Origin of the sequence: Sinimarinibacterium thermocellulolyticum, from assembly GCF_040327995.1 — a bacterium.
GTDB lineage: Bacteria > Pseudomonadota > Gammaproteobacteria > Nevskiales > Nevskiaceae > Solimonas > Solimonas thermocellulolyticum.
Genome location: NZ_JBEPIJ010000006.1, coordinates 74,991 through 94,892, shown reverse-complemented (window position 1 = coordinate 94,892; position 19,902 = coordinate 74,991). Strand labels below are relative to the sequence as shown.

The 19,902-nt window shown below is 67.0% G+C and carries 17 protein-coding genes and 1 pseudogene; 6 read left to right on the top strand and 12 right to left on the bottom strand.

Annotated elements, in window-relative coordinates; translation table 11 throughout:
* Positions 1–56: 56 nt before the first annotated feature.
* From ABSH63_RS07185 to ABSH63_RS07170, 4 genes and pseudogenes are all read left to right on the top strand, one after another.
* Positions 57–332, top strand: a complete 276-nt coding sequence (locus tag ABSH63_RS07185; protein ID WP_352888618.1) for a hypothetical protein — start codon at positions 57–59, stop codon at positions 330–332.
* Between the two features lie 54 nt (positions 333–386).
* Positions 387–845: pseudogene (locus tag ABSH63_RS07180) on the top strand (metallophosphoesterase); the annotation flags it as partial.
* 115 nt (positions 846–960) lie between these two features.
* Positions 961–1,419, top strand: coding sequence for a metallophosphoesterase family protein (locus tag ABSH63_RS07175; RefSeq protein WP_352888749.1), 459 nt, complete (start codon positions 961–963; stop codon positions 1,417–1,419).
* Positions 1,420–1,443: 24 nt separating this feature from the next.
* Complete coding sequence (locus tag ABSH63_RS07170; RefSeq protein WP_352888616.1) at positions 1,444–2,412, top strand: glycerophosphodiester phosphodiesterase; 969 nt, start codon at positions 1,444–1,446, stop codon at positions 2,410–2,412.
* On the opposite strand, the gene ABSH63_RS07165 is transcribed toward ABSH63_RS07170, so the two are convergent.
* The 9 genes from ABSH63_RS07165 to ABSH63_RS07125 form a co-directional block, all read right to left on the bottom strand.
* On the bottom strand, positions 2,413–4,485 hold the full coding sequence (locus ABSH63_RS07165) for a TonB-dependent siderophore receptor (RefSeq protein WP_352888615.1): 2,073 nt from the start codon (positions 4,483–4,485) through the stop codon (positions 2,413–2,415).
* A gap of 17 nt (positions 4,486–4,502) precedes the next feature.
* Positions 4,503–6,701 carry a TonB-dependent receptor gene (locus tag ABSH63_RS07160; RefSeq protein ID WP_352888614.1) on the bottom strand — a complete coding sequence of 733 codons (2,199 nt, stop codon included), beginning with the start codon at positions 6,699–6,701 and terminating at the stop codon, positions 4,503–4,505.
* A 118-nt stretch (positions 6,702–6,819) separates the two neighbouring features.
* A complete protein-coding gene (locus ABSH63_RS07155; protein WP_352888613.1) occupies positions 6,820–7,110 on the bottom strand; it encodes a hypothetical protein in 291 nt (96 codons plus the stop codon).
* Complete coding sequence (locus ABSH63_RS07150; protein WP_352888612.1) at positions 7,107–8,711, bottom strand: PepSY-associated TM helix domain-containing protein; 1,605 nt, start codon at positions 8,709–8,711, stop codon at positions 7,107–7,109. The genes ABSH63_RS07155 and ABSH63_RS07150 overlap by 4 nt, the downstream gene beginning before the upstream one ends.
* Positions 8,708–9,076 (bottom strand): hypothetical protein, encoded by a 369-nt coding sequence (locus ABSH63_RS07145; RefSeq protein ID WP_352888611.1) that lies wholly within the window; start codon positions 9,074–9,076, stop codon positions 8,708–8,710. The genes ABSH63_RS07150 and ABSH63_RS07145 overlap by 4 nt, the downstream gene beginning before the upstream one ends.
* A 37-nt stretch (positions 9,077–9,113) precedes the next feature.
* Positions 9,114–9,566, bottom strand: coding sequence for a TonB-dependent receptor domain-containing protein (locus tag ABSH63_RS07140; protein WP_352888610.1), 453 nt, complete (start codon positions 9,564–9,566; stop codon positions 9,114–9,116).
* 246 nt (positions 9,567–9,812) lie between these two features.
* Positions 9,813–10,478, bottom strand: a complete 666-nt coding sequence (locus ABSH63_RS07135; protein WP_352888608.1) for a SanA/YdcF family protein — start codon at positions 10,476–10,478, stop codon at positions 9,813–9,815.
* Between the two features lie 43 nt (positions 10,479–10,521).
* Positions 10,522–12,300: a metallophosphoesterase family protein gene (locus ABSH63_RS07130; protein WP_352888607.1), complete on the bottom strand. Its 1,779-nt coding sequence runs from the start codon at positions 12,298–12,300 to the stop codon at positions 10,522–10,524.
* Positions 12,301–12,449: 149 nt separating this feature from the next.
* Complete coding sequence (locus tag ABSH63_RS07125) at positions 12,450–13,628, bottom strand: vWA domain-containing protein (protein ID WP_352888606.1); 1,179 nt, start codon at positions 13,626–13,628, stop codon at positions 12,450–12,452.
* A 145-nt stretch (positions 13,629–13,773) separates the two neighbouring features.
* Here ABSH63_RS07125 and ABSH63_RS07120 point away from each other — a divergent pair, with 145 nt between their 5' ends.
* On the top strand, positions 13,774–14,841 hold the full coding sequence (locus ABSH63_RS07120; protein WP_352888605.1) for a porin: 1,068 nt from the start codon (positions 13,774–13,776) through the stop codon (positions 14,839–14,841).
* A gap of 60 nt (positions 14,842–14,901) precedes the next feature.
* Entirely contained in the window at positions 14,902–15,540 is a 639-nt protein-coding gene (locus ABSH63_RS07115) for a DNA-3-methyladenine glycosylase family protein (RefSeq protein WP_352888604.1), read from the top strand.
* A 177-nt stretch (positions 15,541–15,717) separates the two neighbouring features.
* Here the strand turns inward: ABSH63_RS07115 and ABSH63_RS07110 are convergent, their stop codons facing one another.
* From ABSH63_RS07110 to pilB, 3 genes are all read right to left on the bottom strand, one after another.
* A complete protein-coding gene (locus tag ABSH63_RS07110) occupies positions 15,718–16,563 on the bottom strand; it encodes a prepilin peptidase (RefSeq protein ID WP_352888603.1) in 846 nt (281 codons plus the stop codon).
* A 196-nt stretch (positions 16,564–16,759) separates the two neighbouring features.
* The gene (locus ABSH63_RS07105; RefSeq protein ID WP_352888602.1) at positions 16,760–17,989 is read right to left on the bottom strand and encodes a type II secretion system F family protein; all 1,230 of its coding nucleotides are present in this window, start codon (positions 17,987–17,989) and stop codon (positions 16,760–16,762) included.
* Positions 17,990–18,093: 104 nt separating this feature from the next.
* Positions 18,094–19,827 carry a type IV-A pilus assembly ATPase PilB gene (pilB, locus tag ABSH63_RS07100; RefSeq protein ID WP_352888601.1) on the bottom strand — a complete coding sequence of 578 codons (1,734 nt, stop codon included), beginning with the start codon at positions 19,825–19,827 and terminating at the stop codon, positions 18,094–18,096.
* Positions 19,828–19,902 lie beyond the last annotated feature (75 nt).

The following is a 19,902-nucleotide window of genomic DNA, read 5'->3' as shown; positions in this document are numbered from 1 at the left end:
GCCGTTTCACCGGCGGCTCCTATGCTCGGATGCATTTCGCACAGAGCGAACCGCTGATGAATCGACGCAAGTTCCTGCAGGCCGGCTCCGGTCTGGTGTTGCCCGCCTGGCTGGCCGCTTGTTCCGGGGGTGACGGCGCGTCGCCGCCGACGGCCCGCTCAGGTCCGCGCGGCGTTCACGCGAGCTGGAGCGGCGACGCGCATACGACGCGCGCCATCACCTGGTTCACCGACGGTCTCGCGGCGCCGGAGGGCGTTGTCGAATACGGCAACAATGATCTCAGCCGCAGCGCCGTGGCGACGCAGCAGCAGGCCTACGACAGCGCGGTGTGAACGCACCGCGCGCAGTTGACCGACTTCGATCCGGCGCTGCCGCTGCGCTATCGCGTGCGCAATGGCGATGCAGTCTCGCCGACCTTTACGCTGCGACCGCAGCCACGCGGCGCATCCCGCTTCGCCCATTTCGGCGATCACGGCCGCACCGCGTACTCGCGCGCGGTGCGCGACGGCATCTTGCAGCGCGACTGCGACTTCGTGCTCATCGCCGGCGATCTGTCCTCTGCCAACGGTGAACAGTCGGTCTGGGACGACTGGTTCAACCAGGCCGAGCATCTGATGGCGCAGGTGCCGACGCTGTGCTGCCCGGGCAACCACGAGGACAAGGACGGCACCGGCGCCGCCTACCGCACGCGCTTGACCCATCCTGGCCGCGGCGAGACGTACTACAGCTTCGACTACAACCACGTGCACTTCATGGTCTCGACCGGTGGTGTGCTGATCAACGACGGCGTGCTGCCGGCGGAGCTGGTCAAGATCGAGACCGATCTGGCGCAGGCCGCGCTGCGTCGCGCGCGCGGCGAGATCGACTACATCGTGTTCCTGCAGCACTTTACGATCTGGACCGACGAGCAGGGGGCGCAGTCCGGCCAACCCGACGCTGGTGCTCCTCGAAGAGAACATCATGCTGCGCTATGGCGTCGATCTGCTGCTGGTCGGTCACGACCACGGCTACCAGCGCAGCAAGCCGATGGGGCTGGGCCGGCCGATGCCGTTCGGCTACACCCAGGTTTGCGCCGGCGGTGGCGGCGTGGGCATGCGCCGCTTCGACGGCTTCAGCGCCTGGAGCGCGGCACAGCATCGGCGCTACGGCTTCGTCGAATACGCCGTGGACGGCGCCACGCTCAAATGCACCGCCTGGGCGGTCGACACCGCCGAAGACGGCGAACCGACGCAGGCGATCAGCGTCATCGACGAGTTCGACCTGCCGGCACGTCCGGGCATCGCGCGCTTCGATGCGATCAAGCCGGTGCGCGATTTTCCGACCATCCTCGCCGATGCCGGCGCAACCTGGCGCTACGTCGAGGCGCACACCAAGCTGCGCAACGCGCGGCATCTGCACGAGGTCGCCTGGAGTGTGTGATCGGCAACGGGGAGATCGCGAACGATGCGTCGCATGCTGTGCGGTTGGGTAAGTCTGGGGCTGGCGGCCTGCGCCAGCTCGGACGGTCTCGTCGGCGCGGACGGCGCGGTGCCGCTGGCGTCGTTCGTCGCCGTACCCTTCGTCTGCGCGCATCGCGGCGGTGCCGCCTACGCGCCGGAGAACACGATGCTGGCCTTCGAGAACGCCGCGCGCCTGGGCGTCGACGACTTCGAGGCCGACATGCTGGCGACGGCGGATGAGGTGCTGGTGCTGATCCACGACGACACGCTCGACCGCACCACTGACTGCAGCGGCCGCGTCGCCGACAAGACGTACGCCGAGATCCGCGAATGCGACGCCGCATACTGGTTCTCGCCGGGCCAGCCGACGACCAGCCCAAACGAGGATCTGCCGCATCCGCTGCGCGGACACGGCGTGCGCGTGCCGACCGCAACGGAGCTGTTCGACTTCGCTGCGCAGTTCAAGGGTGCCTATGCGCCGACGGTCACGATCGAGATCAAGATCGGCCTCGACAGCCTCGACGGCTTGACCGCGGCCGGGCTGCGCGCCGCGCAATTGCTGGTGGCGCAGATTCAGGCCAGCGGCATCCCGGAGCGCATCATCGTGCAGTCCTTCAATCCGCTGGCCATCGACGCGTTCAAGTCGCTCGATCCGACGATCAAGACCTTGTATCTGACCCCGAGTGGAGCGCTGCCGAACCTGAGCTACGCCGCGTTGCGCGGACACGAGTACGTGGCGCCGCAGTTTGCATCGCCCGATCTCAACGCCGGCTTCGTCGAAATCGCGCATGCGCTCGGCAAGCAGGTGGTGCCGTGGACCGCGGATCGCGAGGCCGATATCCGCGGTCTGATCGACATCGGTGTCGACGGCATCATCACCAACTTTCCGGCCTGCCTGCTGCGAATCCAGAATCGTCTGCACACGACCCGGCTGACCCCGAGCGGCGCGGGCGAAGCGCCGGCCTGCCCTTGATCAGAACCGGTAACCGACACTGCCGACGACGTTGCCGCGGTTGCCGTAGAAGCAGTCGCCGCGCGCAAGGCAACTCGTGACGTAGGTTTGGTCTTCGATATTGGTCGCGTTGACGGCCACGCGCCAGCGCTCGACGTCGTAAGCCAGCATCGCGTCGAACAGCAGCACCGCCGGCAGGCGCAGCGTGCCGCCGTCGTCGGTGGTCGAGCCGAGATAGCGGGTGCCCGCACCGATCTTCAAGCCGCGCCAGTCATACGTTGCCCACAGCGAGGCCAGATGCCGCGGCTGTACCGCGAAATACTGGCGGCGCTTGGCGATGTCGATGTACGTGTAGCTCGCCGTCAGATCGAGATCGCCGAGGCGGGTGATGCCTTCGAACTCGACGCCGCGCGAGTCGACGTCAGATACCGACGGCACGAAGCTCGCGAGGTCGTAGAACACGCGATTCTCCTCGGTGAGGTCGAACCAGGTCAGCGTCAGCAGCGTGTCGCCGCCATCGGGCTGGTACTTCAGACCAATCTCGATCTGCTTGCCGGCGAGCGGATCGAAGACCTCGCCGGAGTCCGGGTCTACGTCGGTGTTCGGCTGGAACGAGGTCGCGTAGCTGAGATAAGGCGCGAGTCCGAAATCCGTCTCATACATCAGGCCGGCGCGCCCCGTGGTCTCGTTCTCCCTGGCCTCTTCGCCGCCCTGCGGCTCGACGCCGCTGCGGTCGTGGCGCAGGCCGCCGAGCGCGATCCAGTTGCCGATGCGCATCTGGTTCTGCGCGTAGACGCCGGTGTAGCGCGCCCGCGTCGTGAACGGATCGGACAGCTCGGGCATTTCGACCGGAGTCCCGTAGGCCGGATCGAACAGATCGAAAGGCGCGTCCAGATACGCGCTGCCCGATCGGCGCGTGAAGCGCGAATACGCATGGTCCACGCCGACCAGAAGCTGGTGCGCGACCGCGCCGGTCGCAAAGCGTGCGACCGCACGATGGTCGGCGGTCCAGTCCCGCTGATCGCGCAGCTCGGCGTAGACGAAACGCGCGACCGTGCGGCGGGTGTCGTCCAGGAACGGGTCTTGCGGATTGCTGAACACGTCCGGGTAGAGCGTGTAGTACGGGTTGTCGTTGACGGCAAAGCGCAGCGACTGGTGCAGCGACCAGGTGTCCGCGATCTGCCAGTCGATGAACGAGCTGGCCGCATGGCGCGTCGCTTCGAAGCGGTCGAAATCCGGCTCGCTGGTGAAGCGGCTGACCGGGATGCGGCCGTTGGGGTTGTCCAGCAAGGTGCCGGAATGCGGCAGAAAGCTGATCGCGTTGCGGCTGTCGTCGCGCTGGTAGTGGGTGAGCAGGGTCCAGGTGAAGCGGTCGGTCGGCACCCAGCTCAGCGAGGGCGAGAGCATCTCGCGATCGTAGAATGCGTAGTCGACCTGCGAGTCCGAGCGCTGTAGCACGCCCACGGTGCGATAGCGCCACTCGCCGTCGCCGTCGATCGGTCCGGTCGAGTCCACGTTGATGCGGCGGCGATCGAAGCGCCCGTACTCGGCGATCAGTTCGTGCGCAGCCTCCGCGCGCGGACGCTTGCTGACCAGCGCGACGATGCCGGCGCTCGGCCCCTGGCCGTAGAGCACCGAGGCGGGCCCGCGCAGGATCTCGATGCGCTCGAAGGCGTACACGTCCGGGCGCGTCGTGTTGTAGTAGTTGAACTGATCGCGCATGCCGTCGACCACGCTCTGGAACTCGGTGCCTCGCAGGATCGCCGAGTCGGTGCGGTTGTCCAGGCCATAGGCGTCCGACATGATCCCCGCGGAGTAGCGCAGCGCATCCTGCAGCGTCAGCGCGCCGCGATCGCGCAGCGCTTCGGCGGTGATCACCGATACCGATGCCGGCGTCTCGAGTATCGGCGTGCCGGTCTTGGTCGCCGTGCTCGCCTCCTCGGCGAGATACGGCGGCTCGTCGTCGCGCTCGCCGGTGACCTCGACAGGGGCGAGCGTGGTCGCAACTTCGGTCGGCTCGTCCTGTGCCGCCGACGGTGCACTGAGAATCAGCGCGGCCGCGCAGGCGGCCACACGCATCGCATGGTTCTGCATGATGACTCCGTGGGGTTTCAGAGAGAAAGGTCGACGCCGATACCAATGCGGCGCGCGCGCAGCAATGCCGCGACGTCGTCGTCGGGTGTGCTCACGTCGCCGGGTTCGATGAGCACCGGCTCGTCGGCATCGAGAAGATTGGTGGCATAGGCGAACACGCGGACGTTCGGCACGATGCGGTAGCCGGCCTGCGCGTTGACCAACCAGTAGGCGTCCACCTCATCCTGCGCCTGATTGCGCACGTCAGAGTAGTACGCCGACGAGTAACGCACGTCGGCGCCGAGTTCGAAGCCGGACCCGTGACGCCAGGTGAAGCCGGCGTTGGCGGTGACATCCGGTGCCCGCGCCAGTTCATTGCCTTCGAGGCTCTGGCCTTGCTCGTTCGGATAGCGGCGGATCTCGGTGCGTTGCACGCCGACGTCGCCGAACAGCTCGAGGCCCGGCAGGGCCAGCCAGCGCGCGCCGAACTCGGCGCCGCTGACACGTGCACGCTCGGCGTTGCGGATCACTACCGACCAGATCTGCGGATCGGGATTCAGGTCGAACGGCAGTTGCAGGTCCTCGTAGTCGGCGACGAAGGCGTTGGCCTGCAGCGTGACGCGGCGATCGAGCAACGCGGCGCGCGCGAACACTTCGTAGTTCCAGACGTATTCGGCGTCGTAGGCGTAGCTGGTGAACGGCTCGTCGTAGGTGAAGCCGGCGCCGCCGCCGTTGTAGCCGCGCGCCACCGTGGCGCCGAGCGTCCACTGCCCGCTGGCCTGCCACGACAGGCCGAGCTTGGGCAGGAACTCGGAGTAGGTTTCGTCGAAGTCGAGCACGAAGACATTGGCGCTGCCGCTGCGTTCGCGTTTCTCCTGCTCGTAGCGGCCGCCGGCAATCAGATCGAGCGCCGGTGTCAGCGCATAGGTGAGCTCGCCGAAGACTGCCGCCGTGGTGGTCAGGTCCTCGAAATCGCTGCCGCCGATGATGTCGCCGATTTCATCCTGGTCGGCGCGGAACAGGTACAGCGCGCCGAAGCCGGACAGTCGGCCGTCGAGCGCGCCGAAGGCCAGACGCGGTTCGAGGAACAGCTCGCGGATGTCGGTGATCACGTTGCCATTGCCCGGCTGCGCGCGGCGCTCGATCCGCACGTCGGTGTAGGCGAGCTTGTTCTCGAAGTGCCGGCCACCGGAAAGATTCCAGCGGGTATCGATGATCGCCCCGGTCGAACGCGGATTGAAGGTCGGGTCGGTGCTGAAATTGTCCGGGTCCTGATACGGACTTTCGCGATCTGCGAACGGGCGTCGCGCAAACTCGACCTGCGGCGCGGTGTGATCGGCATGGTTGATGGTCAGCAGCGTCGACAGGCCCTCGACCGACGCCGATTCGAACAGCAGCTTGCCGCGCAGCGTCGTTGCTTCGAGTTCGGCAGGGTCGGGCACGCGCTCGTAGCCGAGCATGTCGATGTCGCTGCTCCCCGTCAGGCGCTCGACGGCGAGGCGGTAGGCGACGCGGCGGTCGACGATCGGGCCGCTGATCATCGCGGCGGCCTGGCGCAGCTCATGATTGCCGGCGACGAGGCGGCCGGCGCTCTCGAAGTCCCAGCTCGGGTCTTTCGTCCTCACGACGATCGCGCCGCCGATCGCGTTGCGGCCCTGCAGAGTGCTCTGCGGGCCGCGGAACACCTCGATCTGCTCGACGTCCCAGACCGAGGCATCGCCGAAGGTGATTTCGTTGTAGCTGGCCGGCCGGCCGTCGATGAAGAGCGCGACGCGCGAGCGCGTGCCGCCGAGCGCGGCGTCGGCGCCCTGCGCCGGTCCGGTGCCGTCGATCGCGCGGATCGCCGGCGCGAAGTTGCTGCCTTCGGTCAGCGTGACGTTGGCGATGCGCGCGAGCACCTCGTTGACCGTGGCCAGACCGGCGCGGCGCTCCAGGTCGGTTGCGTCGATCACGACGACGCTGCTCGCCGTGTCCTGCAGCGAGCGCTCGGTCTTCTCGCCGTGCACGGTGATGGTCGGCAGCGTGCTGCTGCTGGATTCTTCGGCGGACCGTGCGGCGGCGGCGCCGGCGTGCACGGCGACACTGCTCGTCGTGTGCTCTGCCTCGCGCGTGACCAGTTCGCCGCTGACGATGACCGGCGAGAGTGTCGTCGCCACTTCGGTGGCTTCTTCGGCGAGGGCGGGCTTGCCCGCGAGCAGCAGCGCGGCCAGCGCCAAGCGGGAATCAAGTACACGCATGCAGCAGCTCCTTGGAACGATACGGACCTGCGGTCCGGGACGGGACGCGGCTGGCGTGCGGCTGGCAGCGGTGGTTGAATCTCGACCGGCCCTGCCGGTGGTACGGATCAGTTTCGAATCAGCTTGGTGTGGCGCCGTTGTCGCCCGAGCGCGCGAGCCACAGCACGATCAGCCAGCCGCCGGTGGCGATGCCGCCCAGCCAGATCAGGAAGGCCGGCCATGCGCCGAGCGCGGCGAGCACCAGCCCCGGCAGCAGGCTCGCCAGTGCGAGCGCGCGGCGTTCGCCGGGCTTGGCGCCGCGTTGCGCGGCGCGGTGGCTGCGCAGGCGCTTGGGGTCGCGCAGCGCGAGGACGAGTAACGGCGGCAGCGTCATGCCGATCGCGATCGCCGCGAAGACATCGGTCGTCATACGCCTGCGGCCTCCTCGAGCGCGTCGGAGTCCGCGGTCTTTTGCATCGCGGAGTGCGGCGCGCGCCGCAGCGTCCCGAGGCAGCACGCACCGCCGATCACCAAGCCGATGTCGAAGGCGATGATCGTGTGCAGGCCGGCATCGAAGGCGCCGGGCCAGGTGGGGCCGCCACAGAGCATGCGCACGACCGGTAGCCCGATCAGCGCGATGCCGCTTGCGCCGAGCAGCGCGCGCCGCGCGGTCGCGAACTCGGTGACGCGCCAGGCCAGCACGCAGGCCAGCGCCAGCGTCAGCAGGAATACCGTCATCATCGCGCCGTGCACATCGGCGCCGGCCGCGCGCGCCGGAAAATACGCCCAGCCGGCGAGCACCAGGCCCAGCGGCAGGCCGTAGCCGGTGGCATGGGTTGCCGCGGCGAGATGCCGCCAGCCGCGCTGCGCCTGCCGGCGCGTGGTCCACAGCAAAAGGCCGGTGATCGTGACGTAGGCGCTGGCAAAGCCGAGCGCGAACCACACGGCCTTGGACCACACGCCGGCAAAGTGGCCGAAGTGCAGCGGCGCCATCAGGTCGAACAGCGCGCCGCCGGTCGATGGCGTGAGACCCAGTGCCGGTTTGGCGTAGCGAAACATGCCGTCCGCCCCGCCATAGACGTAGGACAGCGTCGACAGCTCGCCGTCACGATACCGCGGAAACACCGTGACCAGTGCGTCGGCGCGGCCCCAGTGCTGCACCTGCACGAAGCTCAGCTCGGCGCCGCTGCGGGCGCGGGCGTCGGCGATCATCGCATCGAGATCCGCCATCGGCGCCGCCGTCTCGTCGACCGCCGGCGGATGGCCGACCACGGTCTCGATCATCTTCTCCTGATCGCCGCCGAAGGCGACCATCGCCATCGCCGGAATCGCGAACGCGCTGCCGAAACTGAAGTAGCTGCCGGTGAACGCGAGGATGAACGCGAACGGCAGGTTCCAGGTGCCGGCGATGACGTGCGTGTCGCGTGCGCTCAGCAGGCGGTCGCCGCGGCGGCGCAGCGTGAACAGTTCGCGGATCAGATGCCGGTGCACGACGAAGCCGGTGACCGCGGCGACCAGCATCGCGAGCCCGAGGATGCCGGTCAGCAGCAAGCCCCAGGGGTTGGGCAGGTGCAGGCGCACGTGCAGATCGACCATGAAATGCGCCAGCGCGTTGGCCTCGTCGCGCGCCTCGATGGCCTCGTCGGTGCCTTCGACGCGCTGGATGATCGCGCCCGTGCGCGGATCGAACTCCGCGGCGACGCCGCGCTCGCGCGGCTTGCCGTCCTCGTCGGTCTCGTGTTTGTGGAAGAACGCCCACAGGCGGCCACCGGCGCGCGGGAAGAAGAACAGCTCCTCGTGGAATTCGGGGTCGACGGTTGCGGCGAGGCCGCGGATCATGCGGTCGGTGCCGGCGGGGAAGGGATCCTCGACCTTGCCGGACAGCGGGCTCGACCAGTCGCCGATCTCGGTCGCGAACACCGAGGCAACGCCGGTGAGAATCACCGCGTACAGCAGCAGGCCGAGAAACACGGCCGACCAGCCGTGAATCGCGAGCAGGGTCTTGGTGCGTTCCTGGCTCAGACGGATCATGCGGCGGCTCCGGACGTCATCAGATGCGTCGCGATCAGCGCGAGGTGCGCGACGCTCAGCCCGCCGACCACGCCCCAGGCGCGGCCGAGGCGGCGGTCGAGGCAGGCATAGAAGAACAATGCCGCCCAGATCGCCGGAAACAGCACGATCGGCACGACGAGGTTGTCGATCTGCGCCGCGCCCTTGGGCAGCCACAGCGCGCCGCCGCACATCACCAGCGCCGCGCAGACGAAGACCACCGGGCCGGCGAGGACGACGCGTGACCAGAACGCGCGGCGGCTGGGGGCGGACGGCGAGGGCTCGGCGGCAGACACGGCGGACTCGATGCGGAAAATCGCGCAAGTGTAGATGAGAACCATTTGCATGGGAACCCGGGTTGCGCCAATCCTCTGCGCCGGCGTTTCAGTCCAAGTGGAACTCGACGCCGCCGATCAGCGTGCGCGGCTCGCCGGCCATGAAGGTGCCGAAGGCGCGCTGTGTCAGGTAGAAGCGGTCGGCGAGATTGCGCCCGATCACGTACAGCTCGAAGTGGCGGAAGCGCCAGCCGGCGCGGCCGTTGATCAGTGTATAGGCGTCGGAGGTCTGTTCGGGATCGTTGTCCGCGCGGCGGAAGCTCGCATCCACGTAGTTGGCGTCGACCTGCACATACGGACCCATGCCGCCGTACTCCCACAGCAGGCCGGCGCCGCCCTGCCAGCGCGGCGCGCTCGGAAACTCGTTGCCACTGAAATCGCCGCCGCTGCTGTCGAACGCCAGGAACTCCGCGCCCGCGAGCACGGCGATGCGCGTCGATCCGGGAATCAGCGCCAGCGCGGCGATGCGTGGCTGCGTGAGGATGTTGCGGAAGCTGTCCACCGGAACCGTGCGTACGCGGCATCGTCCGGCTGCGGCGGCGCTTCTTCCGCCGCCCGGGCAGCCCCTGCCCACGCCGTGGCCCAGGCCAATGCGGCGATGGTCAACAAACGCATGTATTTCGCCAAGGCCTGCACGCCGTCTCCGCAGCGCAGACGGCAGATCAATCACACTTGAGGCAAACGATAACGATTATCAGAACTGATCGCAATGCAGCATGCCGCCGCCGGGCCATGCCGCTGCACGCATTCAGGCCGGTTCGGCCTCGGGGGCGAGCTGGATCGGCTGCGGATCACCGAGAAAACGCGGCTCGGTACGCAGCAGGAAGATGTCGAGCACCGCCTTGGTCCGCGCGAAGATCTCGCGCAGCGGGTGGCGGTTGCCGGGACCGCCGTCGCTGGTTGCGGGCGCAAGGTAGGCGACGACGTTGAGGTTCATCTTGCGGCCGATGAACACCGCGCGATAGCTGTGGTACTTCTGCGTGATGACGGTAAAGCGGTCGAGCCCGAACACCGCGCGTGCGCGGACCACCGAATCGAAGGTGCGAAATCCGGCGAAGTCCATCGTGATCGCCGACGCCGGCACGCCCTGGGCCACCAGCTCGCGATACATCTGGCGCGGCTCGTTGTAGGTCTCGTCCGGATTGGCGCCGCTGACGATCAGGTGCTTGACCTTGCCGTTCTTGTACAGCTCGGCGGCGGCGGCCACGCGCCAGCGGAACTCGGGGCTGGGCTTGCCGCTCTGCAGGTACTTGCTGGTGCCGAGCACGACGCCGACCTCGTTGAACGGCAGCAGCGCCCAGTCCTTGTAGATGTACGAGTCGGTGCTGTTGATCACCCAGCGGTTGGCACCGAGAACGGCGAGCACGAAGATCAAGACGCCGAGGCTCAGCCAGCGTCTCAGGAACCGCCGCATCGATGGTTTCAAGCCTCGGGACTCCGCTGCATCCAAGGTGATTCTAACGACCGGGCATGCGGAACATCAGCTCGACGTTGCGATCGGCCGGCGTGCCCGGACGCACACCGCCCTGCCGGCACAGTGCATCGAGGTTCGCTTCGCTGATCGCGGCGGCGACCGCGGCCGGATCGCTCAGATACAGCGCGCAGCGATCATCGGCCTCGGCCAACGCCTTTGCTCGATCGAACTGGTGCTGCAGCACCGAGGCGCGGATCGTACCGGTGCCGTCGCCGTTGTCGAGAATCTCGATCAGGCGTTGCTCCTGCGGGTGGTCGATCAGCGATGCGGTCTCGATCTGCCAGAAGCCGACACAGGGTCCCGGCCCTTTGCACTCGACCGCGGCCTCGATCTCGCCGTTGCTGCCGATGCCGTCGCTCACCTTGAACGCGCGGATGCGGTGCTGGTGCGTGTGACCAGCGACCCAGGCGATCAGGTGCGGCCAGCTCGCGAGTTCGGCATCGAGTTCCGCGGCGGTGACCTCGATCGGCACCAGCGCGCCGAACATGCCGTACTCGGCAAACGTCAGGTCCGGATGATGCGAGAACACCAGCGCGAGCTGCCCGCGCGTTGCGGAGGCGGCCAGCTCGGCCTTGAGCCAGTCGAACTGCGCGCGGTCGAGCGAGCCGTCGGACAGGGCGAAGGGATTGCGCAGCACATCGAGCGGGATGCGCGGGTCGACGCCGTCGATGATGGTGTTGAGCACGATGATGCGCACGCGGCCGCCGGCGGCGTCGGTCGCGTAATAGCCGTCGTTGCGGCTGTCGCCGTCCATGCGCCGGGAAAGGTCGGCGAAGTTGAAGCCGTGGCCGAGCGGGCCGGGCGTCGGCTGCGTGAAGTAGAACTCGTCGATGAACTCGTGCGCATCGAGCATGTAGTGGCGCCCGGTGAGCTGCGAGAGCTCGTTGACGCCGAGCGTCAGCGCGACGGTGCCGCGCACATAGCCGTCGTGATTGCCGAAGGCGACGTACCACGGCATGGCGAGCCGTGCGTTCGCACAGCCCGCTCCGGCGTCGCAGCGCAGCACTTGCGGCAAGCCCGGCGAACGTGTCGCGGTCTGTCGCGACGGGTCGGTCGACCCGTCGGCCGCGCGGCCCGAGAGCGCTGCCTCTTCGGTCGCGAGCAACTGACGCACCATGCGCGTGAGAATCAACTGGAAGCTCGGATCGTCTGGATCGGGGTCCGGCGCCTGCGTGTCGGCGACGCCGCGGCCGGTGAAGCGGGTGCATTGCAGCGCGATCTCTTCGGCCGAGGCACCGTCGCCGAGGCGCTCGACACAGGCCGTCTCGAACGCGCTCATCTGATCGAAGCGGCCGTCGAGGTTGTCGATGAAGCGCCGCGTCTCGGCCACCGTGGTCAGATCGGCGATGTCGCCGGTGACGATCATGAATTCCGCCGGATGGCGCGCGTGGCAGTCGTTGACGCGCAAGATCATGTCATTGAGCACCTCGTCGGCGTACTCCTCCTGCAGACGCTGCGCCGACTCGAAGCTGGGGTGCAGCGGATCGAGCGCGGAGGCGCCGTTGATGGCCTGGCCGTCGTCGTCGATGATGTGGTCATCGGTGGAGTGCACGAAGCGCAGCAGCAATTGCGCGCTGTCCTTGCGCGCGCCGTCGATCAGATCGTTGCGGGTGACGTAGTCCTCGCTCGCGATCGCCGTGCAGTCCGCCAGCCCGGTCGAGGCCGGCGGCGGCGCGGCGCCGCCGCGCCCGTTGCCGTTGCCGCCGCAGGCGACGATGCCGAATGCGGTCAGCAGCACGGGAATGCAGTGTGTGGCTTTCATCCTCGTCTCCTCCAGCCTCGTTCGCATCGAGTCGCGCCTCCACGAAGCGTATCCAGAGGCAGCCGCCTATCCGCGGTCTCGATACACCGCGCCTGACGCCGCGGCACTCGGCCCGAACGGGCTCGGGGGTCTGCACGCCGGCCGTCGTCTCAGCGTGTCAACCTCCGCATCGCCTGTTCCAGCCCGGCCAGCGTCATTGGAAACATGCGCTCCGGGCCCAGTAGCTCGTTGGTCAGTTGCACCGACGGCGTGTACTCCCAGTGCGATGGTGGCTCGGGGTTCAGCCAGACCAGCTTGGGAAACACGTTCATCACGCGCTTGAACCACACCGCGCCGGCTTCCTCGTTCCAGTGCTCGACGCTGCCGCCCGGATGCACGATCTCGTAGGGGCTCATCGTCGCATCGCCGACGAAGATGACCTTGTAGTCCGGTGTGTATTTGTGAAGGATGTCGAATACTGGAATCTTCTCGCTGTGGCGCCGCGCGTTGTCCTTCCACACCGCCTCGTAGAGGAAGTTGTGGAAGTAGAAGTATTCCAGGTGCTTGAACTCGGTCTTGCAGGCGCTGAACAGTTCTTCGCAGACGCGCACGTGCGGATCCATCGAGCCGCCGACGTCGAGGAACAGCAGCACCTTCACCGCATTGTGCCGCTCCGGCACCATCTTGATGTCCAGGTAACCCGCGTTGCGCGCCGTGCTGGCGATGGTGTCGTCCATGTCCAGCACCTCCGGTGCACCCTCGCGGGCGAAGCGGCGCAACCGGCGCAGCGCGAGTTTGATGTTGCGCGTGCCCAGTTCGATGCTGTCGTCGAGGTTGCGGTACTCGCGCTTCTCCCAGATCTTGACTGCGGACTTGCCGCCGCCCGGACCGCCGATGCGGATGCCCTCGGGGTTGTAGCCGCCGTGCCCGAATGGCGAGGTGCCGCCGGTGCCGATCCACTTGTTGCCGCCCTGGTGACGGCCCTTCTGCTCCTCGAGCCGCTGCTTGAGCGTTTCGATCAGCTTGTCGAGCCCGCCGAGTGCCTGGATCTTGGCCTTCTCCTCCTCGGTGAAATGACGCGCCGCCATCTTGCGCAGCCATTCCTCGGGAATTTCGCCGAACAGCTCGCCGGTCACCGCCTCCACGCCCTTGAAATAGGCCGCGAACGCGCGATCGAAACGGTCGAACTGGGTCTCGTCCTTGACCAGCGCCGCACGCGACAGGTGGTAGAAATCCTCCAGCGAGAAGATCGCGACGTGCTTGGCCAGCGCTTCGAGCAGCGTGAGAAACTCGCTCAAAGACGGCTTGAGCCCGGCGGCACGCAAGGTGAAGAAGAAGCTGAACAACACGGCTGGCTCCGGCGTGAATGGTCATTCTAGTCCCTGGCCACGCCCGCGGGCTCGGGGCCTACGCCGGGACATTCACCGTCAGAGCGGCTAATATCGGACCTGCTTGCGTCATCGGACCCCACCGCAAACCAGAAGGAGAACGTCGATGCAGATGGTCATTCGTCGCAGCGCTCTCGCCGTTGCTATGGCGAGCTGCGCACTCGGTGCCCAGGCCGCCACGCTGGAAGGCCAGCTCTACGGTGATCTGCGCTACGCCTACACCCATTACGACGCCGACGGCAGCCCGCGGCGCAACGTGTTCGACAGCACCAACTCGCACGCCGGGGTGATGATCACCACCCGCGACGGCGGGTATGCGGCGACCCTGGTCTACGAACGCGGCCTCGACGCCGACGACGACGCCACGGTCGACGACGACACGGTGCGCCAGTCCTACCTGAGCGTGAGCAGCCCCTACGGCACGGCGCTGTACGGACGCGCGCCCACGGCCTACAAGCTCGCAGGCCAGAAGCTCGATCCCTTCTACAACACCGCGATCGGCACCATCAGCGGCGCCGCTTTCGGCGGCTCACCGGCGGCCGTGCGCGGACCCAGCTACGGCCTGTCCGCCCTGACCAGCGACCTCAGCGGCAACGGCTTCATCGCCAACCAGCTCGCCTACGTCTCGCCGGAATTCATGGGCGTGCGCGTCAATGCGGCGTTCTTCATGAACGAGAACGATCGTCCCGACGACGACCACGACTACGGCGTGGGCGCCGAGTGGAACGGCGATCTGCTGTCCGGCCGGCTCCAAGCCGGAGCGCAGTATCTGGACATTCGTTCCAACACCAACTTCCAGGCGATCGGTATCCCCGGCAGCGGCGCAGTCAAGGCGACGCGCGTCCACGCCGCGTACAGCCGCGAATCCTGGGGCGTCGGCGCATCGTGGGAGCCGCTGGATCTGCGCGATGGCGAGAATCGTGACTACTACTTCGCCTCCGGCTGGTTGCGCGTGGCGCCCAAGACCCGCGTGGCGGCCGCCTATGGCAACACCGAGGCGACGCCGTTCGAGGGCAACGGGTACTCGCTGGGGCTGTTCCACGAGGTGCTGCAAGGACTCGAGGTGTACGCGGCGGCGCGGCACACCGACCGCGATGTCGCGCCGGACAAGTCCAACGACCTGGCTGCCGGCGTCACCTATCGCTTCCGGCTGAGCGGCCAGCAGACGCTGTAAGGTCCTGCGCAGCGGCGCCCCGGCAAAGGCCGGGGCGCTGCCGTCGCTCGGGGAACCCGCATGTCCTCGATCGAGGCGCGTTTGCGCGAGGCCGAGCGGCACCTCGCCGACCGCGACCCAGTGATGCGCACGCTGATCGAGCGCTATGGTCCCTGCGGTCTCGCCGCGAAGCGGCGCGAGCCCTTCCAGGTGCTATGCGCCTCGATCATCAGCCAGCAGATTTCCAGCCGCGCGGCCGACACCATCCAGGCCCGTATCGTCGCCGCCTTCGGCGAACGCGGTCGCATCTCTGCCGAGCGTCTGGCGACGGCCCAGATCGGCGCGCTGCGCGCCTGCGGCCTGTCACAATCCAAGGCCAAGTGGCTGCAGTTCCTCGGTGCGCAGACGGCGAGCGGTGCGCTCGACTTCGCGCGTCTCAAGCGCCTGGACGACGAGGCGGCGATCGAGCTGCTCGATGCGCTGCCCGGCATCGGGCGCTGGACCGCGGAGATGTTCCTGATCTTCGCGCTGCACCGGCTCGACCTGTTCGCGATGGACGACGTCGGCCTGCGCCGCGGCGTCGACCAGCTCTACGGCAAGGGTCGCAAGCTTTCCGACCGCAGAACGCTGAGTATCACCCGCCAGTGGGCGCCTTACCGCTCCGTGGCGAGCTGGTATCTGTGGCGCCACGCCGATCCGGTGACGCAGACCTGGGCTTAGGAGCCGTGCTTTGGCGATGCCTTGAATGGCATCGTCTATGGCTCCGAGCGCCCGTCCGCGGATGGCCGGGCAAGCGATCAACCACGGCGGTGTCGTTGCGCCAGGTCCGGCTTGAGCAATGCTCGCCAGAGCAGCGTCAGGCGCATCACGCTGGCCCTACAACCCCACGCTGCTCAATTACATCCCCTCAAGCGCATCTGCGTACATCATCCCCAGCCAGCCCGCCGCGGCGAGATAAGGCCCGAACGGGATCGGCACGCGCCGGTCGTGGCGCATGAACGCGATCATGCCAATGCCGATCACCGCGCCGACCAAAGACGAGAGCAGAATCACCATCGGCAACGCCGAGGCGCCGAGCCAGGCGCCGATCGCCGCGAGCAGTTTGAAGTCGCCATAGCCCATGCCCTCCTTGCCGGTGACGAGCTTGAACAACTGGAACACGCTCCACAGGCTCAGATAGCCGGCGGCGGCGCCGATGATCGCGGCCTCGGGCGTCGCGAACACCGGCAGCAGGCTGAGCAGAAGGCCCAGCCACAACAGCGGCAGTGTCAGATCATCCGGCAGCAGGCTCGTGCGCAGGTCGATCACCGCCAGCGCCAGCAGCACCCACGAAAACACCAGCGCCGCCGCGAGCTGCACGCTCCAGCCGAACTCGAGCGCGCACAAGCCCGCGAGCACGCCGGAGGCCAGCTCCACCAGCGGATACTGCACCGAGATCTGCGCCCGACAATTCGCGCAGCGGCCGCGCAGCCACAGCCAGCCGAGAATCGGCACGTTGTGCCACGGTTTGATCGCCACCCCGCATTGCGGGCAAGTGGACGCCGGCTTGAGCAGCGACAGCGGCGGCTCATCCGCCGCCGGCAATGCCAGCAGCTCCCGCGCCTCGCGACGCCAGGCCATTTCCATCATCCGCGGCAGACGCAGGATCACCACGTTGAGAAAGCTGCCGACGATCAGGCCGAGCAGCACACACGTGAATATCAACAGGCCGGGGTGGGTGCGCAGCGCATCGATCAAGGTCATGAGATTCGAAGTCCTCTCGCAGCGCCTCGGCGGCGCGCACACCGCGTCCAGGCCGACGGTAGCCGCACATTGCGCCCGCGGATGCAGCGTCGCTTCGAAGTCGGAGCCGGGCAGACACCGGCAGCGCCCCTGCCGGCCCGCCGTGCGCCGGCGCTCGTGCTTACGGCCGACACGGGTTCGCGGAGCGTCGCCGCGCTCAAATGGCCTGACCGAGCTTGAAGATCGGCAGATACATGGCCACGACGAGGCCGCCCACCAGCACGCCGAGGATGGACATGATCATCGGTTCCAGCAGACTGGACAGCGCATCGACCAGGTTGTCCACCTCCGCCTCGTAGAAATCCGCGACCTTGGCGCACATCGCATCGAGCGAACCCGACTCCTCGCCGATGGCGATCATCTGCGTGGCCATGTTCGGAAACAGGCCGGACTGCTGCATCGCGAGCTGCAATTGCTGACCGGTTGCGACCTGGTCGCGCATCGTCATCACCGCGTCTTGGAACACGATGTTGCCGGTTGCCTTGGCGACCGGAGGCATGGCCTCGACCAGAGGCACGCCGGCGGCGAACATCGTGGACAGCGTGCGGGCGTAGCGGGCGACGGCCGACTTGTAGAGGATGTCGCCCAACACCGGGACCTTGAGCAAGACCCGATCCTTGAACTTGCGGAAACGTGCCGAACGCCGGTTGGCCTCGAACAGTGCGAAGCCCGTGCCGCCGATGATGCCCAGCATGAGCCACCACTTGGCCTGTACGAACTTGGACAGATTGATGACCATGATCGTGAACGCCGGCAGGTCGGCGCCGAAGCCTTGGAACAGCTCCTGGAACTGCGGCACGACGAAGTACAACAAGATGCCCGTCACGATGAAGGCGACGACGATCACCGCGGTGGGATAGGTCAGGGCCTTCTTGACTTTCTTTTTGATGGCCTCGGTCTTTTCCTTGTACGTCGCCACCTTGTCCAGCAGGGTTTCCAGCGTACCCGACTTTTCGCCGGCATCGACCAGGTTGACGACCAGGTCGTCGAAGTGCAGGGGGAACTGGCCCAGCGCCGACGCAAAAGAATTGCCCGCCTCGATGTGGGCCTTGATGCCCATGATCATCTCGCCGACGCTCGGGTTGTCGTGGCCGCGGCCGACGATCTCCAGCGACTGCACCAGCGGCACGCCCGCGCTCATCATCGTCGCCATCTGGCGCAGAAAGATTGCGATGTCGCCCGCCGTGACCTTTTTCTTGCGCGGCCCCAGCAGGGCCGACTGCTTGCGCACCGACACCGGCACGATGCCCTGCCTGCGCAACTGCTGCTTGATGAAGTTGTCCGACGGCCCCTGAGACTGGCCTTTGACGCGATTGCCCTTACGGTCCAGGCCTTCCCAGCGGTAAATCGCTTCCTTGACCGTCTTGGTCGCCACTGCCTGCGCCATCGTCGCTCCCTGCTAGCTGGACGTGTTCACCGTCGGAATCATAAGCCGGACGCGCGCGCGGTGCCGCGCAGGCGCAGGCGGCTCGGTGGCCCATCCGTCACCCATCAATCACCCACGGTGCAGGCATTGGCCTGCACGAGGTCGATCACGCCGTTGCGCACCTTGATCAGCGCCGACTGCCGCAGATCCTTGATGCCCTCCTTCTGCGCCTGATCGGCAATGTCGATCGCATTGCCGCCCTCCATGATGATGCGCCCCATCGCCTCGGAGAACGGCATCACCTGGTAGATGCCGGTGCGTCCCTTGTAGCCGCTATTCTCGCACTGGTCGCAGCCCACGGCGCGGTACACCTGAAAGCCCGGCGCGTCGATCTCCGCCTCGGTGAAGCCCTGACGGATCAATTCCGCGCGCGGGATGTCCGCCGGCTGCTTGCAGTAATTGCACAGCCGCCGCGCCAGACGCTGGGCGATGATCAGGGTCAGCGTGGAGGCGAGGTTGTAGGCCGGCACGCCCATGTTCATCAGGCGCACGATGGTCTGCGGGGCGTCGTTGGTGTGCAGCGTGGACAGCACCAGGTGGCCGGTCTGCGCCGCCTTGATCGCGATCTCGGCCGTCTCCAGGTCGCGGATCTCGCCCACCATGATCACGTCCGGATCCTGGCGCAGAAAGGCCTTGAGCGCCGCGGCGAAGGTCAGCCCCACCTTGGGGTTGACGTTCACCTGGTTGATGCCCGGCAGATTGATTTCCGCGGGATCCTCGGCGGTGGAGATGTTGATGTCGTCCGTATTGAGAATGTTCAGGCCCGTATACAGCGACACTGTCTTGCCCGAGCCGGTGGGGCCGGTCACCAGAATCATGCCCTGTGGCTGCTGCAGGGCCTTGAGATAAGCCTCCTTCTGTTCCGGTTCATAGCCCAGCGCGTCGATGCCGAGTTTTGCGCTGGACGGATCGAGGATGCGGCAGACGATCTTTTCGCCGAACAGGGTGGGGCAGGTGCTCACGCGAAAGTCGATCGCTTTGGTCTTGGACAGGTGCAACTTGATGCGCCCGTCCTGCGGGATGCGGCGCTCGGCCAGATCCAGACGCGACATCACCTTGACGCGGGCGGCGATGCGCATCGCCTGCGAAATCGGTGGCTGTGCCACGGTCTTGAGCTCGCCGTCGCGGCGATAGCGGATCCGATAGTTTTTTTCGTAGGGCTCGAAGTGGATGTCCGAGGCGCCCTGGTTGATCGCATCGACCAGAATCTTGTTGACGTAGCGGATGATGGGTGCGTCTTCGGGATCGGCCTTGGACACATCGTGTCCCTGCCCCTCGTCGCCGCCCTCGACTTGCAGATCCTCCAGGCCTTCGTCGCCGAGATTCATCTGGACTTCGCTTTGCGCCTGGATCGCAGCCTCCAAAAGTTTGGCGAGCTTGTCCTCCTCGACGACGATCGCCTCCGTCTGCTGGCCGGTGGCGAACTTGATCTCGTCCAGTGCCGCGAGATTGGTCGGGTCCGAGACCGCGACATACGTCTTCTTGCCGCGCTTGAACAGCGGCACGGCGTGCGCCTTGCGCAGGACTTTCTCGCTGATCTCCTTGGCCGCCGACAAATCGACTTCGACGGCGGACAGATCCAGTAGCGGTACCCCAAACTCCAGGCTGGCCGCTTGGGCGATCGCGGCTGGCTTCACGGCTTTCGCCTCAACGAGCACTGAAACCAGCAGGCGTCCTTCCTTCTGGGCCTTGTGCTGATACGTCCGTGCGGCGTCCTCACCCAGAAGGCCCTCGGCGACGAGCCGGCGCGCCAGGCCGCTGAGGTAGATGCTGGGTTGGGTCTGCTGGGCGGTGGTCATGCAGCAGGTCTGAAGGCAATGACTCGGCCCACTATAGGAGCTCACGTGGACGAGTCAATCGGTCGGGGGACGGCC

Bases quoted from the DNA above. Each gene is read 5' to 3' on its own strand.
- ABSH63_RS07185 (WP_352888618.1), top strand. From the start codon at position 57: ATGAATCGACGCAAGTTCCTGCAGGCCGGCTCCGGTCTGGTGTTGCCC.
- ABSH63_RS07175 (WP_352888749.1), top strand. From the start codon at position 961: ATGCTGCGCTATGGCGTCGATCTGCTGCTGGTCGGTCACGACCACGGC.
- ABSH63_RS07170 (WP_352888616.1), top strand. From the start codon at position 1,444: ATGCGTCGCATGCTGTGCGGTTGGGTAAGTCTGGGGCTGGCGGCCTGC.
- ABSH63_RS07165 (WP_352888615.1), bottom strand. From the start codon at position 4,485: ATGCAGAACCATGCGATGCGTGTGGCCGCCTGCGCGGCCGCGCTGATT.
- ABSH63_RS07160 (WP_352888614.1), bottom strand. From the start codon at position 6,701: ATGCGTGTACTTGATTCCCGCTTGGCGCTGGCCGCGCTGCTGCTCGCG.
- ABSH63_RS07155 (WP_352888613.1), bottom strand. From the start codon at position 7,110: ATGACGACCGATGTCTTCGCGGCGATCGCGATCGGCATGACGCTGCCG.
- ABSH63_RS07150 (WP_352888612.1), bottom strand. From the start codon at position 8,711: ATGATCCGTCTGAGCCAGGAACGCACCAAGACCCTGCTCGCGATTCAC.
- ABSH63_RS07145 (WP_352888611.1), bottom strand. From the start codon at position 9,076: ATGCAAATGGTTCTCATCTACACTTGCGCGATTTTCCGCATCGAGTCC.
- ABSH63_RS07135 (WP_352888608.1), bottom strand. From the start codon at position 10,478: ATGCGGCGGTTCCTGAGACGCTGGCTGAGCCTCGGCGTCTTGATCTTC.
- ABSH63_RS07130 (WP_352888607.1), bottom strand. From the start codon at position 12,300: ATGAAAGCCACACACTGCATTCCCGTGCTGCTGACCGCATTCGGCATC.
- ABSH63_RS07120 (WP_352888605.1), top strand. From the start codon at position 13,774: ATGCAGATGGTCATTCGTCGCAGCGCTCTCGCCGTTGCTATGGCGAGC.
- ABSH63_RS07115 (WP_352888604.1), top strand. From the start codon at position 14,902: ATGTCCTCGATCGAGGCGCGTTTGCGCGAGGCCGAGCGGCACCTCGCC.
- ABSH63_RS07110 (WP_352888603.1), bottom strand. From the start codon at position 16,563: ATGACCTTGATCGATGCGCTGCGCACCCACCCCGGCCTGTTGATATTC.
- ABSH63_RS07105 (WP_352888602.1), bottom strand. From the start codon at position 17,989: ATGGCGCAGGCAGTGGCGACCAAGACGGTCAAGGAAGCGATTTACCGC.
- pilB (WP_352888601.1), bottom strand. From the start codon at position 19,827: ATGACCACCGCCCAGCAGACCCAACCCAGCATCTACCTCAGCGGCCTG.